21 protein-coding genes are annotated in these 24,859 nt (G+C 65.6%); all 21 read left to right on the top strand.

Annotated elements, in window-relative coordinates:
• Window positions 1-113 precede the first annotated feature (113 nt).
• The 21 genes from FHW92_RS26020 to FHW92_RS05515 all read left to right on the top strand — a co-directional run bounded on the left by FHW92_RS26020 (window position 114) and on the right by FHW92_RS05515 (window position 24,833).
• The gene (locus tag FHW92_RS26020; RefSeq protein WP_168602251.1) at window positions 114-623 is read left to right on the top strand and encodes a division/cell wall cluster transcriptional repressor MraZ; all 510 of its coding nucleotides are present in this window, start codon (window positions 114-116) and stop codon (window positions 621-623) included.
• Window positions 620-1,603, top strand: a complete 984-nt coding sequence (gene rsmH, locus FHW92_RS05420; RefSeq protein WP_168602252.1) for a 16S rRNA (cytosine(1402)-N(4))-methyltransferase RsmH — start codon at window positions 620-622, stop codon at window positions 1,601-1,603. Before FHW92_RS26020 ends, rsmH begins: the two co-directional genes overlap by 4 nt.
• Window positions 1,600-2,127 carry a hypothetical protein gene (locus FHW92_RS05425; RefSeq protein ID WP_168602253.1) on the top strand — a complete coding sequence of 176 codons (528 nt, stop codon included), beginning with the start codon at window positions 1,600-1,602 and terminating at the stop codon, window positions 2,125-2,127. Before rsmH ends, FHW92_RS05425 begins: the two co-directional genes overlap by 4 nt.
• A gap of 17 nt (window positions 2,128-2,144) precedes the next feature.
• On the top strand, window positions 2,145-3,908 hold the full coding sequence (locus FHW92_RS05430; RefSeq protein WP_168602853.1) for a penicillin-binding protein 2: 1,764 nt from the start codon (window positions 2,145-2,147) through the stop codon (window positions 3,906-3,908).
• The gene (locus FHW92_RS05435; protein WP_168602254.1) at window positions 3,905-5,407 is read left to right on the top strand and encodes a UDP-N-acetylmuramoyl-L-alanyl-D-glutamate--2,6-diaminopimelate ligase; all 1,503 of its coding nucleotides are present in this window, start codon (window positions 3,905-3,907) and stop codon (window positions 5,405-5,407) included. Before FHW92_RS05430 ends, FHW92_RS05435 begins: the two co-directional genes overlap by 4 nt.
• Entirely contained in the window at window positions 5,407-6,888 is a 1,482-nt protein-coding gene (murF, locus tag FHW92_RS05440) for a UDP-N-acetylmuramoyl-tripeptide--D-alanyl-D-alanine ligase (protein ID WP_168602255.1), read from the top strand. Before FHW92_RS05435 ends, murF begins: the two co-directional genes overlap by 1 nt.
• A gap of 9 nt (window positions 6,889-6,897) precedes the next feature.
• Window positions 6,898-7,971 (top strand): phospho-N-acetylmuramoyl-pentapeptide-transferase, encoded by a 1,074-nt coding sequence (mraY, locus tag FHW92_RS05445; RefSeq protein WP_168602256.1) that lies wholly within the window; start codon window positions 6,898-6,900, stop codon window positions 7,969-7,971.
• Window positions 7,968-9,335 carry a UDP-N-acetylmuramoyl-L-alanine--D-glutamate ligase gene (gene murD / locus FHW92_RS05450; protein ID WP_168602257.1) on the top strand — a complete coding sequence of 456 codons (1,368 nt, stop codon included), beginning with the start codon at window positions 7,968-7,970 and terminating at the stop codon, window positions 9,333-9,335. Before mraY ends, murD begins: the two co-directional genes overlap by 4 nt.
• The gene (locus FHW92_RS05455; protein ID WP_168602258.1) at window positions 9,335-10,564 is read left to right on the top strand and encodes a putative peptidoglycan glycosyltransferase FtsW; all 1,230 of its coding nucleotides are present in this window, start codon (window positions 9,335-9,337) and stop codon (window positions 10,562-10,564) included. The genes murD and FHW92_RS05455 overlap by 1 nt, the downstream gene beginning before the upstream one ends.
• Window positions 10,561-11,742: an undecaprenyldiphospho-muramoylpentapeptide beta-N-acetylglucosaminyltransferase gene (gene murG / locus FHW92_RS05460; protein WP_168602259.1), complete on the top strand. Its 1,182-nt coding sequence runs from the start codon at window positions 10,561-10,563 to the stop codon at window positions 11,740-11,742. Before FHW92_RS05455 ends, murG begins: the two co-directional genes overlap by 4 nt.
• Window positions 11,739-13,148, top strand: a complete 1,410-nt coding sequence (murC, locus tag FHW92_RS05465; protein WP_168602260.1) for a UDP-N-acetylmuramate--L-alanine ligase — start codon at window positions 11,739-11,741, stop codon at window positions 13,146-13,148. The genes murG and murC overlap by 4 nt, the downstream gene beginning before the upstream one ends.
• Window positions 13,148-14,047, top strand: coding sequence for a UDP-N-acetylmuramate dehydrogenase (murB, locus tag FHW92_RS05470; protein ID WP_168602261.1), 900 nt, complete (start codon window positions 13,148-13,150; stop codon window positions 14,045-14,047). Before murC ends, murB begins: the two co-directional genes overlap by 1 nt.
• Entirely contained in the window at window positions 14,044-14,985 is a 942-nt protein-coding gene (locus FHW92_RS05475) for a D-alanine--D-alanine ligase (RefSeq protein ID WP_168602262.1), read from the top strand. Before murB ends, FHW92_RS05475 begins: the two co-directional genes overlap by 4 nt.
• Before the next feature lie 3 nt (window positions 14,986-14,988).
• The gene (locus FHW92_RS05480; protein ID WP_246869966.1) at window positions 14,989-16,371 is read left to right on the top strand and encodes a cell division protein FtsQ/DivIB; all 1,383 of its coding nucleotides are present in this window, start codon (window positions 14,989-14,991) and stop codon (window positions 16,369-16,371) included.
• Window positions 16,371-17,657, top strand: a complete 1,287-nt coding sequence (ftsA, locus tag FHW92_RS05485; protein WP_168602263.1) for a cell division protein FtsA — start codon at window positions 16,371-16,373, stop codon at window positions 17,655-17,657. Before FHW92_RS05480 ends, ftsA begins: the two co-directional genes overlap by 1 nt.
• A gap of 137 nt (window positions 17,658-17,794) precedes the next feature.
• Window positions 17,795-19,321: a cell division protein FtsZ gene (gene ftsZ, locus FHW92_RS05490; RefSeq protein WP_168602264.1), complete on the top strand. Its 1,527-nt coding sequence runs from the start codon at window positions 17,795-17,797 to the stop codon at window positions 19,319-19,321.
• Window positions 19,322-19,371: 50 nt separating this feature from the next.
• Complete coding sequence (locus FHW92_RS05495) at window positions 19,372-21,327, top strand: SPOR domain-containing protein (protein WP_168602265.1); 1,956 nt, start codon at window positions 19,372-19,374, stop codon at window positions 21,325-21,327.
• A gap of 212 nt (window positions 21,328-21,539) precedes the next feature.
• Window positions 21,540-22,055 carry a YbjN domain-containing protein gene (locus tag FHW92_RS05500; protein ID WP_168602266.1) on the top strand — a complete coding sequence of 172 codons (516 nt, stop codon included), beginning with the start codon at window positions 21,540-21,542 and terminating at the stop codon, window positions 22,053-22,055.
• Window positions 22,056-22,057: 2 nt separating this feature from the next.
• Entirely contained in the window at window positions 22,058-22,867 is an 810-nt protein-coding gene (locus FHW92_RS05505) for a pyrroline-5-carboxylate reductase (RefSeq protein ID WP_168602854.1), read from the top strand.
• 384 nt (window positions 22,868-23,251) lie between these two features.
• Entirely contained in the window at window positions 23,252-23,995 is a 744-nt protein-coding gene (locus FHW92_RS05510; protein WP_168602267.1) for a Bax inhibitor-1/YccA family protein, read from the top strand.
• A 151-nt stretch (window positions 23,996-24,146) separates the two neighbouring features.
• Window positions 24,147-24,833, top strand: coding sequence for a hypothetical protein (locus FHW92_RS05515; RefSeq protein ID WP_168602268.1), 687 nt, complete (start codon window positions 24,147-24,149; stop codon window positions 24,831-24,833).
• Window positions 24,834-24,859: the final 26 nt, after the last annotated feature.

A 24,859-nucleotide genomic window follows, 5' to 3' on the forward strand; every position in this document is an offset into this window, starting at 1 on the left:
ATGATCATCGGGTAGAGTTTCAGCCGTCCTTTTGCGGGGGTTTGGCGTGGCCATGGTGCTGCGGCAAGCGGCGAAGCTTTGCCTGTCGGTGTGGGGCTTTCTTCGCAAAGGTAGTGGGTGGGGTGACTGGTTTCCCGGTCATTTATATGGGGCAGGGCTTCTCGCCGAAGGGCGACAAGGAGCGCTTCGTCCTGCCCGCCGACATCCGCAAGATCGTGGCCGAGGCCAGCGACAACATCAACGAGATGCTGGTGGCCAAACATGAGGAATGGCCCTGCCTGTTCGCCTGCGGCACGTCGTACAAAAATCAGCTTGCCGAGGAAATCCGTGTGAAACACGCCGCCGATGTGGCCGCCGGTCGTCCCTCTACCCGGGCGCGCGATGCGTTGGTCTTTGGTAATCTGACGCGCGTGGCTTTCGACAATTCGGGCCGCTTCATCCTGCCCGCGCATATGCGGGCGCAGGCCACGATCACGGACGGGCTCTATATCCACGGCACGATGGACTATTTCACGCTGTGGTCGCCCGAGGTGCTGATGGCGATGGCGGGCGATGAATGGATCGGGCCCAAGGCAAGCTGCGAGAGCTATCTGGCCGCAGCGGGCGGGAGGGCGCGCAAATGAGCCACCCCACCAGCCTTTTGGCCGCAATCCCGCATGACGCCCCGCATATTCCGGTGTTGCTCGACGAGGTCATCGGCGCGCTCGATCCGGCGCCCGGTAAGGTCATCGTCGATGCCACGCTGGGCGCGGGCGGCTATACGCGCGCGCTGCTGGCGGCGGGGGCCACGGTCCATGCGTTTGACCGCGACCCCGATGCGATTGCCGCTGCGCGCGAATGGGGTGCGGGCTATGACCGCCTGATCCTGCATCCACGCCGCTTTTCCGAGGTGGGCGATGCGCTGGCGCAGGCGGGCGTGAGCGCGATTGACGGTCTGGTGGCCGACATCGGCGTGTCCTCGATGCAGCTCGATCAGCAGGGCCGCGGCTTTGCCTTTTCCAGCGATGGTCCGCTCGACATGCGCATGTCGCAGGAGGGGCCGAGCGCGGCCGATTTCTGCAACGAGGCGGCGGAGGAAGAGATCGCCAACGTCCTCTATAATTACGCCGAGGAGCGCCAGTCGCGCCGGATCGCCCGCGCCATCGTCGCCGCGCGCCCGCTGGAAACCACCGGGCAACTGGCCAATGTCGTGCGCCGCGCGCTGGGCTATAAGCCGGGGGCGCCCAAAGATCCGGCCACGCGCAGCTTTCAGGCGATCCGCATCCATGTGAACGACGAGCTGGGCGAGCTGGAGGCTTTGCTGGCCACCGCCGAGAGCCTGCTCAGCCCCGGCGGGCGTCTGGCCATCGTCAGCTTTCACAGCCTTGAGGACCGCATCGTCAAGCAGTTCTTCAAGGATGCCAGCGGCGTGGCCAGCGCCACATCGCGCTATATGCCGGTCGCCGCAAGCGCGGCTCCGGCCGTCTACAGCCATATTTCCAAAGCGATCCGCGCGGGCGAGGTGGAATTGAACCGTAACCCCCGTGCGCGCTCGGCCACTTTGCGCTTTGCCACGCGCACCGATGTTCCCGCTCGTCCTGCTGGCTCCCGGAGGCGCCCGTGAATCTGACCCGTGATCGCATGCACACGATCGGCTGGGGCATGTCCCTGGTGATTTGTCTGGCCTTGACGCTGGCGCTGACGTTCCGCGTCAATGCGGTGAAAAGCCAGGTGCGCCTGGCCGAGCGACAGATCGCGCAGTTGAAGCAGGAAAAGCTGTTCCTCGAAACCGAGTTCGAGACCCGCGCCAGCCAGCAGCAGCTCAAAGCCTTCAACGATGTGGACTTTGGCTATAGCGCGCCCACGGTCGGGCAATATCTGGAGAGCGAGCGGCAGCTCGCCGCCCTTGGCAAGCCGCGTTCGCCCGATGCGCCCGATCCGATCCGCGTGGCCTCGGCCGATGCGGTGAATGCCTCGGTGCGCACGATGATGGCGGTGGAGGCCAAGCCCTCTTCGCCCTTTGCTGTGCTGGGCATGGGCGCCAAGCCCGAGCCGGCGGCGAAGAAGGCAAAGAAATCCGAGGATATCTCCGAGCATCTGGCTCGCTTTTCCGGGCGGACGGGTCAGAATACGGGGCATCGCGAATGAACACTCTGGCGGCGGGAATGGTGGATAAGGGCGTCATTTTGCAAGGGCAGGGCGCGGAAAAGGCCCGTGTTCTCAAGAATGTGCGGGCCCTTGCGCTGGCGCAGGCGCGGTTTCGCGCGCTCTGGGTGCTGGTGGGTTTTGCCATGCTGCTGCTGCTGGCGCTGCTGCGCATTGCGCATCTGGGCCTGTCCGATCCCGGCCGTCCGGGGGGTGAGGGGATGGCGGGCCTGCCCGACCGCGGCGATATTCTTGATCGCAACGGCGTGCCGCTGGCGCGCGCCTTTCCGGCCTATGCGCTCTGGTTCAACCCCCGTGCGATGGGCGAGGGCTCGCCGCTGGTGCGCTCGCCCGCCGATCTGGCCGCCGCGCTGGTCAAGATCTTTCCTGATGAGGATGTCGAGGAACTGACCCGGCGCCTCGCTTCGGGCAAGGCGGGCTATCTGCGCCGCCGCATCCTGCCCGAGGATGCCAACCGCATCCATGCGCTGGGCGAACCGGCGCTGGAATTCCCGCGTGAGGCCGAGCGCTATTATCCGCAGGGCACGATGGCGGCCCATATCCTGGGCTATGTCGACAGCAAGGGAATGGGCCAGGTCGGCATGGAGGCGGTGTTCCAAAAGCAGCTGACCGATCCGGCCACGCGCGGCGCGCCCGCTGTGCTCTCCATCGATGCGCGGGTTCAGGGCGCGCTGGAGGATGAATTGATGTGGGGCATGACCCGCGCGCAGGCCAAGGGCGCGGCGGGCATCGTGATGGATGTGGACACGGGCGAAGTGATGGCGCTGGCCTCGCTGCCCAGCTTCAACCCCAACGCCCTGCGCCCACAGGATATTTCCGACAGCGATCCCAGCAAGCAGGCCAATATCTTCAACCGCGCGACCAACCAGACCTATGAGCTGGGCAGCGTGATGAAGCCGATCACCGTGGCCAGCGCGATTGATGCGGGGATCATCACCAATCTTGCCCGCCGCTATCCATCGGACCATCCGCTGGAAATCGCCGGGATCACCGTGCATGACCACGAGAATTACGGCGCCAGCCTGAACATCATCGAGGCGCTGATCCATTCAAGCAACATCGTGCTGGCGCAGGTGGGCGACCAGTTGGGCGCCCAGAAGATGCAGACCACGCTGAAAGCGCTGGGCTTTAACGAGCGGCCCTATATCGAGCTGCCCGCGCGCGGACGCCCGATCTGGCCGCGGGGCGACAAGAACGGCGTGTGGTCGCGCGTGACTACGGTCACGGCTTCCTATGGCCATGGTTTCTCGATCACCCCGCTGCATCTGGCCAGCGCCTATTCGGCCATGGTCAATGGCGGGATCTGGCGCCCGGCCACCTTGCAGAAGATCGCGCCGGGGCAGGCCCCCGCCGGTCGCCGCGTGTGGCAGGCCTCGACCAGCGCGCGGATGCGGCAATTGCTGCGCTCGATCGTGGATGTGGGCACCGGGCGCAGCGCGAATGCCGTGGGATACCGCGTGGGCGGCAAGACCGGCACCGCCGAAGTGGCCGACGCGCAGGGCTATCACCACGACCGCGTGGTGGCCACCTTTGCCTCGGCCTTTCCAATGGACCGCCCGCGCTATGTCGTGATCGCCACGCTGGACCAGCCCAAGGCCAATGCCGCCACCAGTTTCCAGCGCACCGCCGCATGGAACGCCGCGCCCATCGTGGGCCGGGTGATCCCGCGCATCGGCCCCTTGCTGGGGGTGATGCCGGACGCCACGCGCGACATTGATATCAGCGACATCGCCCCGCTGATTGCCAATGGAGACGGCGAATGAGGCTAGCCGACCTGATCCAAGGCGGGGACAAGGTGGAAGCCGGTGACGTGGAAGTCACCGGCTTTGGCGTTGGTGCCGGTGACGTGGACGTCACCGGATTTGCCATTGATAATCGCAAGGTCGCGCCGGGCAATGTGTTCGGCGCCTTCGTGGGCGCCACGGTCAATGGCGAGGATTTTATCGCGCAGGCGGTCAAGGCTGGCGCGGTGGCCATTGTGGCCCGGCCCGAGGCGCGCGCGGCGATAGAAGCGGCGGGCGCGGTGGCGCTGGTGGATGACAATCCGCGCCGGGCCTTTGCGCGTCTGGCTGCGCCTTTCTATGCGCCCTTGCCCGAAACGCTGGTGGCCGTGACCGGCACCAACGGCAAGACCAGCACGGTCGAGATGCTGCGCCAGATCTGGCGCATGGCCGGACACAGCGCGGCCAGCATCGGCACTTTGGGCATCACCACGGCGGATGAGACGACCTATACCGGCCTGACCACGCCCGACATCGTGACCTTTCTGGCCAATCTGGCAGGCCTTGCGCGTGAGGGCGTCAGCCATGTCGCCTATGAGGCGTCGAGCCACGGTCTGTCGCAATATCGCAGCGAGGGGCCGCGTGTGACGGCGGGGGCCTTTACCAACCTGAGCCGTGACCATCTCGATTATCATGCGACGATGGAGGATTATTTCGCCGCCAAGATGCGCCTGTTCGACGAGGTGGTGGTCGATGGCGGATCGGCGGTGGTCTGGGCCGATGATGCGTGGAGCGCGCGTGCCATCGAGCATGCGCGCGCGCGCGGACTGCGCCTCATCACCGTGGGCGAGGGCGGCGAGACGATCCGCCTGATCCGCCGCGAACCGGGGCCTTTGGGGCAGGTGTTGACGGTGAGCCATGAGGGCGTCGAGCGGCGGATCAACCTGCCGCTGATCGGCGCCTATCAGGCGGCCAATGCTTTGGTGGCGGCCGGACTGGCGCTCGCCGGCGGGTTGAACCCCGCGCAGGTGTTTGACGCCTTGGGCCGTCTGGCCCCGGTGCGTGGGCGGCTGGAGCGCGCGGCGATCAATGCGGCGGGCGCGCCGGCCTATGTCGATTATGCCCATACGCCCGATGCGCTGGAGGCCGCGATTGCCGCGCTGCGCCCGCATACAAAGGGGCGGCTGATCGTGGTGTTTGGCGCAGGCGGCGACCGTGATGCGGGCAAGCGCGCGCCGATGGGCGCCATTGCCGGAGCGCAGGCCGACATCGCCATCGTCACCGACGACAACCCGCGCGGCGAGGACCCGGCGGCCATCCGCGCGGCGGTGATCGCGGGGGCGCCGGACCGGCTGATCGAGATCGGCGACCGGCGCGAGGCGATTTTTCAGGGGACAGCGCAGGCGAAAAGGGATGACATCCTGCTCATCGCGGGCAAAGGGCATGAGCAGGGACAGATCATCGGGCGTGGGTCTGATGCGCGTGTCCTGCCTTTTGATGATGTGACCGTGGCGCGTGAAGCGGCCGGGGAGAAAGTGTGATGGCGGCAAAAGCGAAACTTCGGGAATGGCCGGTGACGGCGGAGGACGGACAGCCTTTGGCGCTCTGGACTCTGGCCGAAGTGGCCGCGGCCACGGGCGGGCAGGTCTTTGGCGAGGCGCAGATTTCCAATGTCGCCACCGATTCGCGTGAGATCGTGGAGGGCGGCCTGTTCTTTGCCATGCGCGGCGAGGCGATGGATGGCCACAAGTTCCTCGACAAGGCTTTCGAACTGGGCGCGGTGGCGGCCGTGGTGGAGCAGCCGATTGACCGGCCTCATGTGCTGGTCAAGGACAGCTTTGCCGCGCTTCAGGCTCTGGCGCGGGCGGCGCGTGAGCGGATTTTGCCCGAGGCGCGCGTGATCGGCGTGACCGGATCGGTGGGCAAGACCAGCGTGAAGGAGGCGATCTTTGCCGCGCTGGAGCGTTCCAGCCATGGCCGCGCCCATCGCAGCGTCAAAAGCTACAACAACCATGTCGGCGTACCCCTGAGCATGACGCGGATGCCGCAGCGCACGCTCTACGGCATTTTCGAAATGGGCATGAACCATGCGGGCGAGATCCGCGAACTGACCGCTCTGGCCCGCCCGCATGTGGCGGTAATTACGACCATTGCGCCCGCCCATATCGAAAATCTGGGCAGCGAGGAGGCGATTGCCGACGCCAAGGCCGAGATTTTTGAGGGGCTGCAGGGTTTTGAAGGCCATGAGGGCGGGATCGCCATCATCCCTGCCGATATTCCCCATTACGAACGCCTGCGCGCGGCGGCCATTGCCTGCGGAGCGCAGGTGATGTCCTATGGCCGGGCGGCCCATGCCGATATCCGCCTGCTCGACGCCTTGTCGGGCATGTTGGGCGGTACGCTGGTGACGGTGGATCTGGGCGATTCGCGGCTGTGCTATTCGGTTTCGATGCCGGGCGACCATTGGGTGATGAACTCGCTGGCCGTGGTGGCGGCGGTGCGCGCGGTGGGCGGCGATCTGGGCGCGACAGGCCTTGCGCTGGCCGAGATGCAGGGGCTGGCCGGACGCGGCATGCGCAGCGGGATCGAACTGGCCGATGGCGGCAAGGCGCTGCTGATCGACGAAAGCTACAACGCCAATCCGGCCTCGATGCGCGCCTCTCTCTCGGTCCTGGCGGAAGAACCGGCCAAGCGGCGCATCGCGGTGCTGGGCGCGATGAAGGAACTGGGCGATTTCGGCCCGGCGCTTCATGCCGCGCTGGCCGAACCGATTGCGGCGGCCAAAGTCGATTATGCGGTGCTGGTGGGCGATGAAATGGGCGCTTTGGCGCAGGAACTGGGGAAATCCGGCCCCGGCGCGCTTGGCAAGCCCATCCCCTTCGCCCATTGCAGCAACGCGCAAGAGGCCGCCAAGGCTCTGGCCGACTTTGGGTTGGCACAGGGCGATGCGGTGCTTGTAAAGGGATCTAACTCGGTGGGGCTGGGGTCGCTGGTCGCCACGCTCTGCCACACCACGAATTGACGGGTCGCCATGCTCTATCTGCTTGCCCAATGGTTTCATTTTCCGGGTCTGGCCAACCTGATCCGCTATCAGACCTTTCGCGCGGGCGCGGCTTTGGCAACGGCGCTGCTGATCGGTCTGGTGATCGGGCCGCGTTTTATCGACATGCTGCGCATGAAGCAGGGCAAGGGGCAGCCGATCCGCGAGGACGGCCCCAAGACCCATCTGGCCAAGCGCGGCACGCCCACGATGGGCGGGTTGATGATCCTGATCGCGCTGATGGGCTCGGTGTTCCTGTGGATGGATCTGTCGAATCCGCTGGTCTGGGCGTGCATCGCGGTGACGGCGGGCTTTGGCCTGATCGGGTTTCTTGACGACTATGACAAGGTCAAGAAGCGTTCGACCGCGGGCGTGTCGAGCAAGGCGCGCCTGATCGGCGAATTCCTGGTGGCGGGCGTGGCCAGCTGGATCATGGTCGCCCATATCGGCAAGACCGATCTCTATCTGCCCTTCTTCAGCAAGGTCTATGTGCCGCTGGGGCCGATCTATTTCCTGTTTTCCGCCTTTGTCATCGTGGGCGCGGGCAATGCGGTCAACCTGACCGACGGGCTGGACGGGCTGGCCACCATGCCGGTCATCATTGCGGCGGGCACGTTTGCCATCATCGCCTATCTGGTGGGTCGCGTCGACTACGCCGGATATCTGGGCATTCCCCATGTGCCGCGCGCGGGCGATCTGGCGATTTTCTGTGCCGCGATCATGGGCGGCGGTCTGGCTTTCCTGTGGTTCAACGCGCCGCCCGCCGCTGTGTTCATGGGCGATACCGGTTCGCTGGCGCTGGGCGGGGCCTTGGGCGCGATTGCCGTGGCGAGCCATCATGAGATCGTGCTGGGCATCGTGGGCGGGCTCTTCGTGCTGGAGGCGGTGTCGGTGATCGTGCAGGTGTTCTGGTACAAGCGCACGGGGCGCCGCGTGTTTCGCATGGCGCCGATCCACCATCACTTTGAACAAAAGGGCTGGGCCGAGCCCACCGTGGTGATCCGCTTCTGGATCGTGTCGATCGTGCTGGCGCTGATCGGCCTTTCGACGCTGAAGGTGCGATGATTACCGCGCCCGCCTCGACCGGGGCCTTTGCGGGCAAGCGCTATGCCTTGCTGGGTCTGGCGCGCAGCGGGCAGGCGGCTTTGGCCTCGCTGCTGGCGGGCGGGGCCGCTGTGATGGCATGGGACGCCAAGGAGGAGCCGCGCGCCGCCGCCGCCGCCGCCCATGCCCAAGCGGTGGAGGATGGGCGGCTGAGCTTTGCCGATCCGGTCGCGGCCGATCTCAAGGGCTATGACGGCGTGGTCGTTTCGCCCGGCGTGCCGATCAACCGCCATCCGATCGCGGATGCCGCGCGCGCGGGCGGGGCGCCGCTCATCTGCGACATCGAACTGTTTGCGCAATGCCGCGCATGGCTGCCCCCGCACAAGGTGGTGGGCATTACCGGCACCAACGGCAAATCGACCACCACGGCCCTCACGCGGCATCTGTTTGAAGTGGCGGGCGTGCCGGTGCTGATGGGGGGCAATATCGGCCTGCCGATTCTGGGGCAGGAACCGCTGCCTTCTGGCGGGGTCTATGTGCTGGAACTCTCCTCCTATCAGATCGACCTGACGCAGAGCCTCGATTGCGAGGTGGCCATGTGCCTCAACCTCTCGCCCGATCATCTGGACCGTTATGACGAGGGCTATGCCGGCTATGTCGCGTCCAAGGCGCGCCTGTTCGGGATGCAGGCGATGGGCCATCTGGCGATCATCGATTATGCCGCCGAGATGGAGGATGACATCCTGCGTTTCGCACCCGAGGGCCAGCCTTTCCAGTTCATCGACGGGGTGGATCTGCCCGGTTCGCAGGCCGATTGGCCGTCCTTGCAGGGCCCGCACAACCGGGCCAATGCGCAGGCCGCTGTGGCCGCCGCGCGAGCGCTGGGGGTGGATGATGCCACCATCGAGGCAGGGCTGAAGAGCTTTGTCGGCCTGCCGCACCGCATGGAGCGGGTGGGGCAGGCGGGCGGCGTCACCTTCATCAACGATTCCAAGGCCACCAACCCGGCCTCGACCGCGCCCGCGCTGGCGGCCTTTCCGCCGGTCGACGGGCACAAGCGCATCCACTGGATCTGCGGCGGATTGCCCAAGGGCGATGATCTGGACGAATGCGCGCCATGGTTCGGCAATATTGCCGCGGCCTATACGATCGGCGATGCGGGCCAGCGTTTTTCCGAGATCCTCGATCCCTATATGCCGGTCGCGCGCGCCGAGATGATGTGCGAGGCGATCCGTCTGGCGCGTGAGGCGGCGGCGCCGGGCGATATCGTCCTGCTTTCGCCCGCCTGCGCCAGTTTCGACCAGTTTCGCGATTACGAAGCGCGCGGCGAGGCTTTTCGCCAGATTGTCGAGGTGCTGACCGCACCGGAAGGTGGAGATGGGTGATGGCCAGCCTGCCGCATGAGGACCCGGCCCGCTATGTACCGGGCGCGCGCGGGGGCGCCAAGCAGCGCAAGACGCGGCGCACCGACTGGATCGTGTGGTGGCGCGAGATCGACCGGGTGCTGCTGGTTCTGGTGCTGGCGCTGATGGCGCTGGGCACGCTGGCGGTGGCGGCGGCAAGTCCTGCCAGCGCGCGGCGCCTTTCGACGGCCAAGGTCAAGCTGGATGATCTGCACTTTTTTGTTCAGCATATCCGCTGGCAGGCGCTGGGTCTGGTGGCGATGCTGGGCGCCTCGCGGATGAACCGTGATATGGCGCGGCGCTGCGGCATCGTGCTGGGCGTGGCGATGATGGTCGCGCTGATGCTGGTGCCGATTGTGGGCACGACGGTCAATGGCGCGAAACGCTGGCTCAATCTGGGCATTTCCTTGCAGCCTTCCGAATTCCTCAAACCTGCCTTTGCCATCACGCTGGCCTGGGTGATCTCCTGGAAACTGCGCGATCCGCGTATGCCGGTGATGCTGATCTGTACCGGCATCATGGGGCTGGTGGGGGCGCTGCTGATGATGCAGCCTGACTTCGGCTCGGCGGTGCTGTTTGCGGCGGTGTGGTTTGTGATGATGCTGATTGCGGGCCTGCCGGTGCGCTGGGTGATGGGGGTGATCGGCGGCGGCGTGGCGCTGATCGGGGCGACCTATGCCTTTTATGAAAACGGGCGCCACCGTATTGATGCTTTCCTTGGCGGCGGCACGGCCTTTGACCAGGTGGATCTGGCGCGCCACACACTGGTGGCGGGCGGATGGACGGGCAGCGGATTGTGGCTGGGCACCAGGAAGCTGGGCCTGCCCGAGGCGCATACCGACTATATCTTCTCGGTCATCGGCGAGGAATTCGGGCTGTTGATGTGCGCGCTGGTGGTGGTGCTCTATTTCGCGGTGGTGGCGCGGGTGCTGCTGCGGCTGTGGGATGAAGAGGATCTGTTCACCGTGCTGGCGGCCAGCGGGCTGGTTGCGCAATTGGGCGGGCAGGCTTTCATCAACATCCTCGTCAATCTGCAGCTTTTCCCGTCCAAGGGGATGACCCTGCCGCTGATCTCCTATGGCGGGTCCTCGACGCTGGCGCTGTGCCTCAATGTCGGGTTCCTGCTGGCCATCACGCGGCGCAACCCCTATCTGAAACGCGATCCCTTTGCTCCCAAAGGGCATCCTGCGATCCTGAGCCTGTTCAAATGACCCATCAGAACGAACCGAGAGTTTCGCGTCACTATGTGCTGGCCGCCGGGGGGACCGGGGGGCATCTGATCCCGGCCTTTGCGCTGGCGGCCGAATTGCACGCGCGCGGCCATCATGTGGCGCTGATTACGGATGAGCGCGGGGCGGCGATCCCCGGCAAGCCCGATTATCTGACCGCCCATGTCCTGCCCGCCGGGCGGTTGCAGGGCAAGAACCCGATCGCCTGGATCAAGGGCCTGCGCGCGATCTGGGCCGGGCGGGCGATGGCGCTGCGCCTGTTTGACAGCTTTGCGCCCGCCTGCGTGATCGGCTTTGGCGGCTATCCGGCGCTGCCCGCGCTGCTGGCGGCCACGTCGGCGGGCATTCCGGCGGTGATCCATGAACAGAATGCCGTGCTGGGGCGGGTCAATCGCTTCCTTAGCGGAAGGGTTCAGGCGATTGCCACGGCTTGCCCTGAAGTGGACCGGCTGGACGCCAAATATGCCGACAAGGTGGCGCTGGTGGGCAATCCGGTGCGTGAGGAAGTGCTGGAGCTGCGCGATCAGCCTTTCCCGGCGTTTGGTGAGGATGGCTTGCTGCGCGTGCTGGTGACGGGCGGGTCGCAGGGCGCGCGGGTGCTGTCCGAGGTGGTGCCCGATGGTCTGGCGATGCTGCCGACGGCGCTGCGCACGCGGCTTCAGGTGATCCAGCAATGCCGCCCGGAGGATATTGACGCGGTGCGCGAGCGCTATCGCGGGCATGATATTCCCGCCGACCTTGCGACCTATTTTGAGAATATGGCCGAGCGTCTGGCCGATGCGCATCTGTTTATCGGGCGCGCCGGGGCCAGCACGATTGCCGAACTGACGGCGGTGGGGCGCCCCGCGATCCTGATCCCGCTGCCCATTGCCACCGATGACCATCAGGCCGCCAACACGCGCGAGATGGTGGCCGCGGGCGGCGCGCGTTCGATCCGGCAGGACAAATTCACCGCCGTCGAACTGGCCAAGCAAATTCAGGCGATTGCCAAAAGCCCCGAGGCGCTGGCCAATGCCGCCCATGCGGCGTGGAATTGCGGGCGGCCGCATGCCGCGACCGATCTGGCCGATCTGGTCGAAGGATTTGGGCAGGCCCCCTTGATGGATGTGATCCGCGTGGGGCACGCGGCCGAAACGGGTTTCAAGGAGCAGATTGCGTGAAGGGTGTAGCGACAGATATTGGTACGATTCACTTTGTCGGCATCGGCGGCATCGGCATGTCGGGCATTGCCGAGGTGATGGCCAATCTGGGCTATAGCGTGCAGGGCAGCGACATTGCCGAAAGCTATGTGGTCGAAGGATTGCGCAAGCGCGGCATCAAGGTGATGATCGGCCACGCGGCAGAGAATGTCGGCGATGCGGCGGTGGTCGTGACCTCCACGGCGGTCAAGCGCGAGAATCCGGAAGTGGTGGCTGCCCTTGAGGCGCGCATTCCGGTGGTGCGCCGGGCCGAAATGCTGGCCGAACTGATGCGGTTGAAAAGCACCGTGGCGATTGCGGGCACGCATGGCAAGACGACGACCACCTCGATGGTGGCCGCGCTGCTGGATGCGGGCGGGGTGGACCCCACGGTCATCAACGGCGGGATCATCAATTCCTATGGCTCGAACGCGCGTCTGGGCGCGAGCGACTGGATGGTGGTCGAGGCTGACGAGAGCGACGGTTCGTTCCTGCGTCTGGACGGCACGATTGCGGTCGTCACCAACATCGACCCGGAGCATCTCGACCATTACGGCTCGTTCGACAAGGTGAAGAGCAGCTTTGTCGAATTTATTGAAAACGTGCCTTTTTACGGTGCGGCTGTGCTGTGCATCGACCATCCGGTGGTGCAGGCGATCATCCCCAAGGTGCGCGACCGCCGGGTCATCACCTATGGCTTTTCCGCCCAGGCCGATGTGCGCGGCGAGGCGGTGACCCCCTATCCGGGCGGCAACCGCTTTACCGCCGTGCTGCGCCAGCGTGACGGCAGCTTCCGCCGGATCGAGGGCATCGAATTGCCGATGCCGGGGCGCCACAATGTCCAGAACGCGCTGGCCGCTGTGGCGGTCGCGGTGGAAATGGGCGTGTCGGAGGAGATCATCCGCACCGGTTTCGCCAAATTCGGCGGGGTCAAGCGGCGCTTTACCAAGGTGGGCGAGGTCGATGGCACCACGATCATCGACGATTACGGCCACCATCCGGTCGAAATCCGCGCCGTACTGGCGGCCGCGCGTGAAGGCGTGCAGAACCGCGTGATCGCCGTGGTCCAGCCGCATCGCTTCACGCGCCTGCGCGACCATATGGATGATTTCGCCGCCGCGTTTAACGATGCCGATATCGTCTATGCCGCGCCCGTCTATCCGGCGGGCGAGGCGCCGATTGAGGGCGTGGATTCAGCCGCGCTGGTCGCGGGGATCAAGGATCGCGGGCATCGCAGCGCGCATCTGATCGCCGGGGCCGAGGCTTTGGCGCAGGCGCTGGCCGCGCAGGTGCAGCCGGGCGATATGGTCGTGTGCCTGGGCGCGGGCGACATCACCAAATGGGCGGCGGGCCTTGCCGATGCGATTGCTAAGGCAAAGGCGGGTTGATGTTTCCGGAGGTCGGCCAGATCAAGGTTTCCGGCAAGCTGACGGCCAATGCGCCGCTGGCCCCTTTGGTGTGGTTTAAAAGCGGCGGATGCGCGGAATGGCTGTTTGAGCCCAAGGATACCGCTGATCTCTGCGCTTTCCTTGCGCAATTGCCGCCGCCTGTGCCGGTGATGGCGCTGGGGCTGGGGTCGAACCTGATCGTGCGCGATGGCGGGGTACCGGGTGTGGTGATCCGGCTGGGCAAGGCCTTTGCGCGGGTAGCAGAGGTTGAGCCTTTGACGCTGGAATGCGGCGGCGGGGCCAGCGGCATTCTGGTGTCCAGCACCGCGCGCGATTGCGGGATTGCCGGCCTTGAATTTCTGCGCTCGATCCCCGGCACGGTGGGCGGTTTTGTCCGCATGAACGGCGGGGCCTATGGGCGCGAGGTCAAGGATATCCTTGTCGATTGCGACGTGGTGATCCGCAGCGGGGAGATCGCGACCCTGCCTTTGAGCGAGCTGGGCTACACCTATCGCCATTCCGATCTGGTCGATGGCTGCATCGTGGTGGCGGCGCGGTTTCGCGGTGTGCCGGGCGAGGCGCAGGCCATTCAGACCGAGATGGACCGGATCAGCGCATCGCGTGAGGCCAGCCAGCCTCTGCGCAGCAAGACCGGGGGCAGCACCTTCAAGAACCCGGACGGCGCGCGGGCATGGGAATTGGTCGACAAGGCCGGTTGCCGAGGGCTGACGCTGGGTGGGGCGCAGGTGTCGGAAAAGCACACCAATTTCCTCATCAACACCGGCGAGGCCACCAGCGCGGAGATCGAGGCGCTGGGTGAGGAAGTGCGCCGCCGGGTCAAGGAACAGTCGGGCGTGAGCCTGGAATGGGAAATCAAGCGAGTGGGTAACGAAAAGTGAGCATCCCCAAACTTCATGTCGCGGTCCTGATGGGCGGCTGGTCGTCCGAACGCCCGGTCTCGCTGATGAGCGGCGAGGGTGTGGCCAAGGCGCTTGAGGCGCGGGGGCATCGCGTGACGCGGGTGGATATGGGCCGCGATGTGGCGCAGGTTTTGTCCGCGGCCGCGCCCGATGTGGTGTTCAACGCGCTCCACGGTACGCCGGGCGAGGATGGCACGGTGCAGGGGATGATGGACCTGCTGGGCCTGACCTATACGCATTCGGGGCTGACGACTTCGGCGATTGCGATTGATAAGGAGCTGACCAAGCAGTTCCTCGTGCCGCATGGCATTCCGATGCCGGGCGGACGGATTGTGAAGGCCGCCGAATTGTATGCGGGCGATCCTCTGCCGCGCCCCTATGTGTTGAAACCCGCCGCCGAGGGGTCGAGCGTGGGCGTGGCCATCGTCACCGACACCGGCAATTACGGCAATCCGATTGCGCGCGATGTGGAAGGGCCGTGGCAGCATTTCGACGAGCTGATGGCCGAGCCTTTCATTCGCGGGCTGGAGCTGACGACGGCGGTGATGGGCAATCGGGCGCTGTGCGTGACCGAGCTGAAGCCCAAGACCGGTTTCTATGATTTCGACGCCAAATATACCGATGGGTTGACCGAGCATGTCTGTCCCGCGCAGATCCCCGATGAAATCGCGGAAAAGTGCAAGGAACTGGCGCTGCGCGCGCATCAGATCCTGGGCTGCAAGGGCACCAGCCGCAGCGATTTCCGCTGGGATGATGAGAAGGGCGTTGATGGCCTCTTCCTGCTCGAAATCAACACCCAGCCGGGGATGACGCCTTTGAGCCTTGTGCCCGAACAGGCCCGCTATCTGGGCATGGATTACGAAACCCTGGTGGAAGCGATTATCGAAGAAGCCCTGAAGGACGCCGGAAAGCTTTAAGCCATGAGCCAGACCATCCGCCGGGGCGGGGCCAGCGCCCGCAAGGTGGCCGCCAAGGCCCAATCCGCCCGCAAGGTGGAGGCTGCCCGCGCGCGCACCGGATCGCTGATGGATCAGGTGATGGCGATGCTGCCCATTTCCGAGGCGCAGCTTCACAAGATCTTCCTCGTGCTGATTCTGGCGGCGGCGGGGGTCTTGCTCTGGGTGGTGGCGGGGCTGGCTGGGGTGCCCTCGCTGGCCGAACAGCGCGCGGCAAGCCTTGCCACGCAGGCCGGGTTTGCGGTGCGCCGGGTGGAAATCCACGGCGTCAAGAAGCTGAACGAGCAGAAGGTTTACGAGCGCGTGCTGGGCCAGCAGGGGCGGCAGGCGATGACGCGGATCGATCTTGAGGGCATCCGGCAGGATCTGATGACGCTGAGCTGGGTCGAGGATGCGCGGATCTCGCGGCAATTGCCCGACACGCTGATCGTCGACATCACCGAGCGCAAGGCGCAGGCGGTGCTCAAGCAGCACAATGAGGATGGCAGCGACAGTTTCGTGCTGATCGACGCCACCGGCCATGAATTGCAGGGTATCAGCCCGGGCCGCATCGGCGGCCTGCTGGTGCTGGCGGGCGCGGGGGCAGAGGGGCAGATGGCGGCGTTGGAAAGCCTGCTGGAGGCCGCGCCCGCGCTGCGCGGTCAGGTGGCCGAGGCTGAATGGGTCGGCCATCGCCGCTGGAACCTGACCTTCAAGAGCGGCCAGACGCTGGCCTTGCCCGAGGGCGTGGAGGCGGGGGCCAAGGCGCTGCAGGCTTTTGCGCGCATGGATGGCACGAACCAGTTGATCGGGGGGCGCGTGCTGGCCTTTGACATGCGCACGGGCGACCGGATGTATATGCGGATGCGCGGCGATGTGGACCCGGCCAATCCGGGTGCTTCGCTGGCAACGGGCGGCGCGCCGGTGGCGGGCGCGGCGGCGGCGGGCGTGGCCGCAGCGGTGGCGGCCAAGGCGGTGGCCATCAAGAGCGAGACGCCCAAGGTGGAAACACCCAAGGCGGTGGAGAAGGAAGCGACCAAGCCGACCGTGAAACCTTCGGCCAGGCCTGAACCGAAATCCGAACCCAAGACCTTGCTGCACAAGGAACCGGCCAAGACCGCTGCGAAACCGACCGCGAAACCTGCCGCCAAACCTGCGGCGAAGGAAGTGCACAAGGACCCGGTGAAAGCGATCCTCAAGGCTGCGGCCAAACCGGCGGCGCATAAGGAGGCCGCGCATAAGGAGGCAGCCAAGCCTGCGCATAGGGAGCCGGTGAAAACGGCCCATAAGGAAGCGGCCAAAACGCCCGCCAAACCCGCTGCCAAGCCCACCGCCAAGCCGCATGCCAAGACCGGGGAGAAGCACTGATGCCCGTCCCGCGTATCGCCCGCGTGTTTGGCGCGGTCAATATCGGCTCTTTCCGCATTTCCGCGCTGATCGCGGGCCGTGCGGAAAATGGCGACCTGATGGTGCTGGGCAGTGCGCATCGCGCGGCGCAGGGGGTGAAGCGCGGCTATGTGGTGGACATGCCGGCGGCGACCTACGCCGTGCGCGACGCCATCGAGCGGGCCGAGAAAATGGCCAATACCAGCGTTTCGGGCGTGTGGGTGGGCTGTTCGGGCGCAGGTCTGGCCAGCAGGATCGCCCATGTCGAAAACGAGATCGGCGGGCGGCGGATCGAGGCGGATGACATTCAATCCCTGCTGATCGGCGCACGCGAAGTGATCCAGCCCGAGGGGCGGATGGTGCTGCATGCCAGCCCGGCGCATTACACGCTGGACGGGGCGCATGGCGTGACCAATCCCAAGGGGCTGCATGCCGAGCGTCTGGGCGTGGATATTCATGTGATGCTGGCCGATGGCGCGCCGGTGCGCAATCTGACGGAATCGGTGCAGAACGCCCATCTCGATGTCGAGGCGGTGGTGGCCAGCCCGATGGCGACCGCGCTGGCATGTCTGTCGCAGGAAGAGCGCGAACTGGGCGTGGCGCTGGTCGAATTCGGTGGCGAGGTGACGACGGTTTCCGTTCATATCGCTGGAATGCTGCTGGAGCTGCGCACGATTCCGATGGGTTCGGGCGATATTACCGATGCCATCGCGGGGGCTTTGGGCATCCGCCGGTTTCAGGCCGAACGCCTCAAATGCGTCAACGGTTCGGCCATCGCCAGCCCGGCCGACCACCGCGAGATGATTCCCGTTCATGGCCCGGGCGAGGAATTCACCGGCCAATTGGCGCGCCATGCCGATGAGAAAAACCGCATCCCGCGCGCCGAACTCATCAGCATCATCACCGCCCAGCTTTCGACATTGATGGACGAGATTTCCAAAGTCCTGAAACAGATGGGCTTTTCCGGAGTAAAGGGCGCGCAGGTGGTCTTTACCGGCGGCGGTGCCGAACTGGCGGGCCTGGCCGACTTTGCGCAAGGGGCGCTGGGGCGGCCGGTGCGCATCGGGCGGCCCGCCAACGGCCTGCTCAAAGGCCTGCCCGAGGCCCATGCCACGCCCGGTTTTTCCACGCTGGCGGGCCTTGCGCTCTATGCCTCCTCCGATCCGCAGGACATCCGCACCATCGGTCCGTCGCGCGGCGGGCGGGGCGCGGGGGCGGGGCTGGGCGTGCTGACCCGGTTTTTCCACGCGATGCGCGATTATTTCTGATAGGATGACGCCGCAAAACGTCGCAGTTCTGTGGACAAATGGCGCAAACGCTTTGCTTCGCGGCTTGGATATGTGCAATTTCGCTCGATACGGTGCCGATCCTTTAAATCGGATTACGCACCCGGCAGGAGAAGGCAATGAGCATCAATATTGGCCCCGCCACCGTTGAGGAACTGCGTCCCCGGATCACCGTGATCGGGGTAGGCGGCGCCGGTGGCAACGCCATCGCCAACATGATCCGCGCCGAGATTGAAGGCGTCGATTTCGTGGTGGCCAATACCGACGCCCAGGCGTTGAACAATTCCATCGCCGAACATCGCATCCAGCTTGGCCCCGACATCACGCAGGGCCTTGGCGCCGGTTCGCGCCCCGAGGTGGGCCGCGCGGCGGCTGAGGAGACGCTGGCTGAAATCGACCGTCTGCTCGACGGTGTGCATATGGTCTTCATCGCGGCCGGCATGGGCGGCGGCACCGGCACCGGCGCGGCCCCCGTGATCGCCGAGGCGGCGCGCAAGAAGGGCGTGCTGACCGTGGGTGTGGTGACCAAGCCGTTCCTGTTTGAAGGCACGCGCCGGATGCGCAGCGCCGAAAGCGGCATCGAAGAGCTGCAAAAACATGTCGATACGCTGATCGTCATCCCTAACCAGAACCTGTTCCTGGTGGCCAAGGCGGAAACGACCTTCAAGGAAGCCTTCCAGCTGGCCGATGAAGTGCTGCAGCAGGGCGTGCGCTCGATCACCGACCTGATGGTGATGCCGGGCCTCATCAACCTCGACTTTGCCGACGTGCGCAGTGTCATGGCCGAAATGGGCAAGGCGATGATGGGCACGGGCGAGGGCGAAGGCCCGAACCGCGCTCTGGAGGCCGCCGAAAAGGCGATCGCCAACCCGCTGCTCGATGGCGTGTCGATGCAGGGCGCCAAGGGCGTCATCATCTCGATCATCGGCGGCGACGATATGAAGCTGCTTGAAGTGGACGAGGCCGCGAACCACATTCGCGAGCTGGTCGATCCCAATGCCAACATCATCTGGGGCAGCGCGTTCAACCCCGATCTTCAGGGCAAGATCCGCGTCTCGGTGGTGGCCACCGGCATCGAGCAGACCGCGACTCAGGCCGAGGAAGCCTCGCGCCCGTTCAGCCTTCAGGCCGCGCGCGGCCCGGCCCGGCCCGGTTTTGCCCCGCAGGCGGTTCAGGCCCAGCCTGTGGCCCAGGCTCCGGCGCCCGCCTATGCCCCGCCGGCGCAGCCCGCCGTGTTCACGCCCATCGCGCCCGCTCCGGCGGCCGCGCCTGCCGAGCCGGTCGGCTTCTCGCCGCTGGTGCAGGAGCCGGTTCCTTTTGCGCCTGCTCCGTCGCAGGAGCCGCTTGATCTGGGCGCGCTGGGCAATGCGGAAATTCCGGCTCAGGCCCCGGCCGCGCCCAAGCGGGACGAATTGCTGCTCGATGCAAGCCGTCTGGTCGACGAGGACGAGGCGCCCGCCGCAGCGCGCCGCCGTCAGATCGTACCCGAGGCGCCCCAGCCCGCCCCCGCGCCGCGTTCGGCAGGGACACTGTTTGAACGGATGGCGAACCTGTCGGCCCGCCGCCGCGATGACAATGAGGATGGCGGCGACGAAGGCGGCTCGATCAACATTCCCCGCTTCCTTGGGCGTCAGAACAACCAGTGATGAAAGGGACCGGGCGGGCCTTGTCTGCCCGGTTGATAGGGCGCGGCGAGATGAGCGCAGTATGGCCTGAACCGCGACAGTTGCGGGCGGGATTGGCCTGTGTTTTGCTGGCCGGGGCTTCGGTGTTGGCCATGCCGGTGGCATGGGGGCAGGGCGCATCGATCAGCACCCCCGTCGTGCAGGGCGAGGGCATGGACCCCAATCGCGCCATGTCGGCGGCGCTGGCGCGGCTGGGCCGCAACCCGCGCGATGTCGAGGCTTTGCTGCAGGCGGGCGAATCGGCGCTGGCGCTGGGTGATACGCAGGCCGCGATCGGATTTCTCAGCCGCGCCGACCGTCTGCAACCCTATCAGCCGCGCGTGATGGCCAGCCTTGGTTCGGCGCGGATGCGGATGCAGGACCCGGTAACCGCGCTGGGCCTGTTCGAGGATGCGGCCAAGGCGGGGACATTGACCGGCGAGCAGATTGCCGATCGCGGGCTGGCCTATGATCTGGTGTCCGACAATGTGACGGCACAGCGCTATTACCGGGAGGCTTTGGCCGCAGGCGCGGGGGATGAGGCGGCGCGGCGTCTGGCGCTCAGTCTGGCGATCATGGGTGACCGGCGCGCGGTGGAAACCGTGCTGGCGCCGCTGCTGCAAAAGCAGGATCGCGGGGCGTGGCGCATCCGAGCCTTTGCCTTTGCGATCATGGGCCGCGAGGAAGAGGCGGTGGCGATCACCAATTCGACCATGCCGCCCGAAATGGCCGCCGCCATGGCGCCCTATCTGCGCTATATGCGCAAGCTGACCCCGGCGCAGCAGGCGGCGGCGGCCAATCTGGGCTTTTTCCCCCAGCCTTCGCAGATCGGGCAGGAGAATGCCCGCATCGCCGATTACATCGCCAGCCAGCATCTCAAGCGTCCCAGCTTTGCCGGGCAGGGCGCGGTGGATCAGGGGCTGGTTCCGGCGGGCGAGCCTTTGGGCACACGTCTGGCGCAGGCGGAGGCTGCGCCCAAGGCTGGCGCGAAATCTGCCGGGCGCAGGGCCAATGAGGAATTGCCGCCGCGCGGCGAACCCGCGCCGCCCGAGCCCAAGCCTTCGCGGGTGGATACGCCTGCGGCCCCGGTCGAACTGGCGGCTGCCACGCCTGCGCCTCGCCCGGTGGCCCGCGCGGCGGAAACCCGTCCGGTCGCGCCTTTGGCCAGCACGCCTGCGGCCGTGTCGAGTTTCGACCTTTCGCGCAGCGCGGCCCGCGCGCCGCAGGTGGCCACGGTGGATGGCGATCTTGATCCCGCGCCGCGCCCTGCGGTGGCGGTGGTTGAGCAGCCCTCGCAGCCTGTCGTTTCCGCGCCGGTCAGCGCCGCGCCGATGGCGGCTGCGAATGTCAGGCCAGCGTTTGCCCGGCCCGCGCCCGCCACGCCTGTGCCTGCGCCGGTCAAGCCAGCCGTGGCCAAGGCGGGCGGCAAGGCGGCGGGCAAGAAGCCCAGCTTTGCCGAATTGTTTGAGGATTTCGGCAAGGTTTCGACCACGACCGTCCCGGCCAGCGGCGCCGTGGACATTCGCAAGATCCAGCCTGCGCATAGCGCGCCCGCCCCGGCGCCAACCCCCGCCGCCACGCCGACGCCCGCTCCTGTGGTGTTGAGCGCCAAGGAGAAGGCGGCGGAAAAGGCAAAGGAAAAGAAGCTGGCCGAGAAGACCGACAAGGTTGAGAAGGCGAGGGAGGCCGAAAAGATCAAGGAGGCCGCGCCGCCCCAGCATCCCAGCCGCATCTGGGTCCAGATCGCCGCAGGGCGCGACAATGAGCGCATCCTCTATGACTGGCGCAAATTGCAGCGCGCCGAGGGGGAATTGTTCAAGGGACAGAAGCCCTCGATTTCCGATTGGGGGCGCACCAATCGCGTGCTGGTCGGCCCGTTTGAAACCGAAGCGGCGGCCAAGGCGTTTAATGAAAAGGCCCATAAAGCCGGGCATGACGGCAGCTTTGTGTGGATCAGTCCGGCGGGACAAGTTGTTGATTCTCTGTAAAGGGGATCAAGACTGTTTCAAATTGGGCCGAACAAAACGTCTTTTCCACAAGCTGTAAACAGGCTTATGGAGTTATGCGCAGGGCTTGATCGAAACGCGGCTTGTGCTTGGGGGTATGAGTGCCCCATGCAAGCCGAGTATCACTAGGCCTCCCGCGCTCCTTGTCTGATGCTTGGGTCTGGGGCGCGCCGCATCGGGTTCTTGAGACTGGAATGAGCATGATGAGGACTGGCGAGGGCGATTTGGGGCGGCATGAGGATTGCGCGCCGGTCGAGATGCTCGGGCAATTGTTCGAAGCGCGCGGGTGGCATTACGAATTCGTCAGCGACGATGAGCTCACCGGCGAGGTTCAGGGCAGCTGGGCGACCTATCAGTTGCGCGCGGTCTGGCGGGCCGAGGACAATGTGCTGCAATTGCTGTGCCTGCCCGACATTCGCGTGCCCGATGACAAGCGCCCCGCGATGTTCGAGGTGCTGGGCCTGATCAACGAACAGCTCTGGCTGGGCCATTTCGACATCTGGTCGAACAACACGATGCTGCTCTATCGCCATGGTCTGCTGCTCAGCGATGACGGGCTGCTCAGCCTCAGCCAAGCGCAGATGCTGGTCGAGGTGGCGGTCGAGGAATGCGATCGGTTCTATCCGGCGTTTCAATTCATCCTGTGGGGCGACAAGAGCCCGGCGGACGCTTTGGCCAGCGCGCTGGTCGATGCGGCGGGGGAGGCGTGATCATGTGGCCTGCCAATGTGCTCTTCATCGGCTGCGGCAATATGGGCGGGGCGATGCTGGCCGGGTGGCTGCGCGGCGGCGTGGCGGCCGAGCGTTTCACCATTTACGATCCGTTTCTCGAGGCCGCGCCCGAGGGCGTTGAACTGCTGCGCGCATTGCCGGAAGGGCGGGTGTTTGACCTGTTGATCCTGGGCGTGAAGCCGCAGATGCTCGATGGCGTGGCGGGTGCGCTGACGGCGCTGGCCGGGCGCGATACGGTGGTGCTCTCGATGCTGGCGGGCGTGGAAATGGCGAGCCTGTCGCTGCGCTTCCCCGATGCGCGGGGGATGGTGCGGGTGATGCCCAACCTGTCGGCGGCGCTGGGCAAATCGCCGATAGGCGTGGCGGCGATGGGGCTGGACCATGAGGCGCGCGAATGCGTGATGGCATGGCTGGCGCCGCTGGGCACGCCCGAATGGGTGGATGAGAGCCTGTTTGACGCGGTGACGGCGCTGGCCGGGTCGGGTCCGGCCTATGTCTATCGCTTTATCGACGCGCTGGCGCAGGGCGGCGCGGCGTTGGGCCTCGATCCCGAACAGTCGCTGCGTCTGGCGCTGGCCACGGTGGATGGGGCGGCGGCTTTGGCCTCGTCCTCGGACGTGGGGCCGGGTGAGCTGGCGCGGCGGGTGTCTTCGCCGGGCGGGTCGACGCTGGCGGGCCTGTCGGTGCTGGATTCGGGCGATGCGCTGGGCGCGCTGGTGCTGGGCACGCTGACGGCGGCGCGGGACCGGAATGTGGAATTGGGCGCGATGGCACGGGCGGGTGGTAAGTAAGGGTTTGAATGCGAGGGTCTCGACCCTCGCGCTCCCGTTACTGTCTGCGTTGTGTTTCGGGTTCGGCGTTGAGTGCCGGACGCGAGGTTGAAATTGAAAAGCCTGCGGCGCAGTTAAATGGCGCCGCAGGCTTTTCAATTTCCTCAAGGCGTACCCTTGCAAACCATCCAAGACTCCAAAAATGGGATTGCAAAGGGACGAGTCCCTTTGCCCGCCGGAGGCATCTGCCCTCTGTGCCCAAGGCAAAAAACGACAAATTTGCCCCAGAGCAACACTTTGATACCAAATTTAGCCTATCCCCCGCTTGAAAGCCGCGGGCGTAGGGGCGATATTCCCTCTATGCGCCGCAGGTTTTGCTGATCGGCGCTTTATGGAGTGAATGACATGGCCATCTGGAATGACCCCCAGCCCACTCAGACGGGCTTTGGCGCGTCTTCGAGGATGAATGCTGGGTATGTTGACGCAGCCGCCCTCGATACGGGCCTGCGCAAATATATGCTGTCGATTTACAATTACATGGCTTCGGCCGTGATGCTTTCGGGCATCGTTGCGCTGTTGTTCGTGCAGAGCGGTCTGGCCGCGCAGGTGTTTGTGACGCCGCTGCGCTGGCTGATCGTGCTGGCGCCGCTGGGCTTTGTTTTCGCGATGAGCGCGGGTATGGGCCGGATGCAGAGCAGCACGCTTAAAGCCTGTTTCTGGGGCTTTGCCGTGGCGATGGGGCTGTCGATGTCGTCGATCTTCCTGGTTTACACCGGGCCGTCGATCGCGCTGACCTTCTTTGCCACCGCCGGTTCTTTCGCGGGTCTCAGCCTGGTGGGTTACACCACCAAGAAGAACCTGTCGGGCATGGGCAGCTTTCTGATCATGGGCCTGTTCGGCCTGATCATCGCCTCGCTGATCTCGATGTTCTTCCACGTGCCGGGCATGGCTTTCGCGATCTCGGTGCTGGGCGTGCTGATCTTTGCGGGTCTGACCGCCTATGACACCCAGCAGCTCAAGATGAGCTATGTGCAGGTTGCGGGTACGCCCTATGCCGAACGCGTGGCGATCATGGGCGCGCTGACGCTGTATCTCGACTTTATCAACATGTTCCAGTTCCTGCTCAGCTTTCTGGGCGACCGCCGCTAAGGGCAGTCGCAGACCGGCCTGAGCGACGGGCGGATTATCGTGCCCGGGGTGCCATTTGGCGCCTCGGGCATTTTCTTTGTGTCCCGTATCGGTTAAACGTAGCGGGCTTTGCGCCGCGCTATGGGACGCGGTGTATGAAATGAGGTGGCAGGTGAATCGTATCCGGTTGGCATTGATGGGTTTGGGTCTGGCCGTTCTTGGCGCCTGCGCGGCGCCGCCCCCGCCTCCTCCTCCGCCCCCGCCGCCCCCGCCGCCGCCCAAGGTGGTGGTGATCCCGCCCCGGCCGCGCGCGCCTTTGGGGGCTGCTGGCAATGTGGCGATTCCCACGCGCGGGCCTGATGGTGTGCGCCACACGATTCTGGTCGATTCGGTCGATGCGCAATTGGTGTGGAATTTGCGCGCGGCCTATAATGTCGCCGCGCTCAACTGCAACGGTCCGGCCTATGGCGAGATCGTCGACAATTACCGCGCTTTCCTCAAGAGCCACGCCAAGCCGCTGGCCCGCGCCAATGCGGGCGTGGATGCCACGTTCAAGGCGAAATACGGGGCCAAGGATTATATCCGCACCCGCGAAACCTATATGACGCAGGTCTACAATTACTTCGCCTATCCGCCCACGCTGACCCATTTCTGCGATGCGGCGCTGGTGATGAGCCGCGAGAGCGCGAGCGTGAAGCCTGCCGATCTGCCCGATTTCTCCAAGCGCAGCTTTGCCGCCTTTGCGCAGGTCTATGAGGACTTCTACCGCGCCTATGAGGCCTATCGCGTCGAACTGGCCGATTGGGAGGCCAAGTATGGCACCCCCGGCACCGCGCCGCAGCGCGCGGGGACTCAGTAAGGCAGGTGAGGGAAGGGCAATGTCGC

The sequence above is a fragment of the Novosphingobium sp. SG707 genome (genome assembly GCF_012275515.1).
GTDB lineage: Bacteria > Pseudomonadota > Alphaproteobacteria > Sphingomonadales > Sphingomonadaceae > Novosphingobium.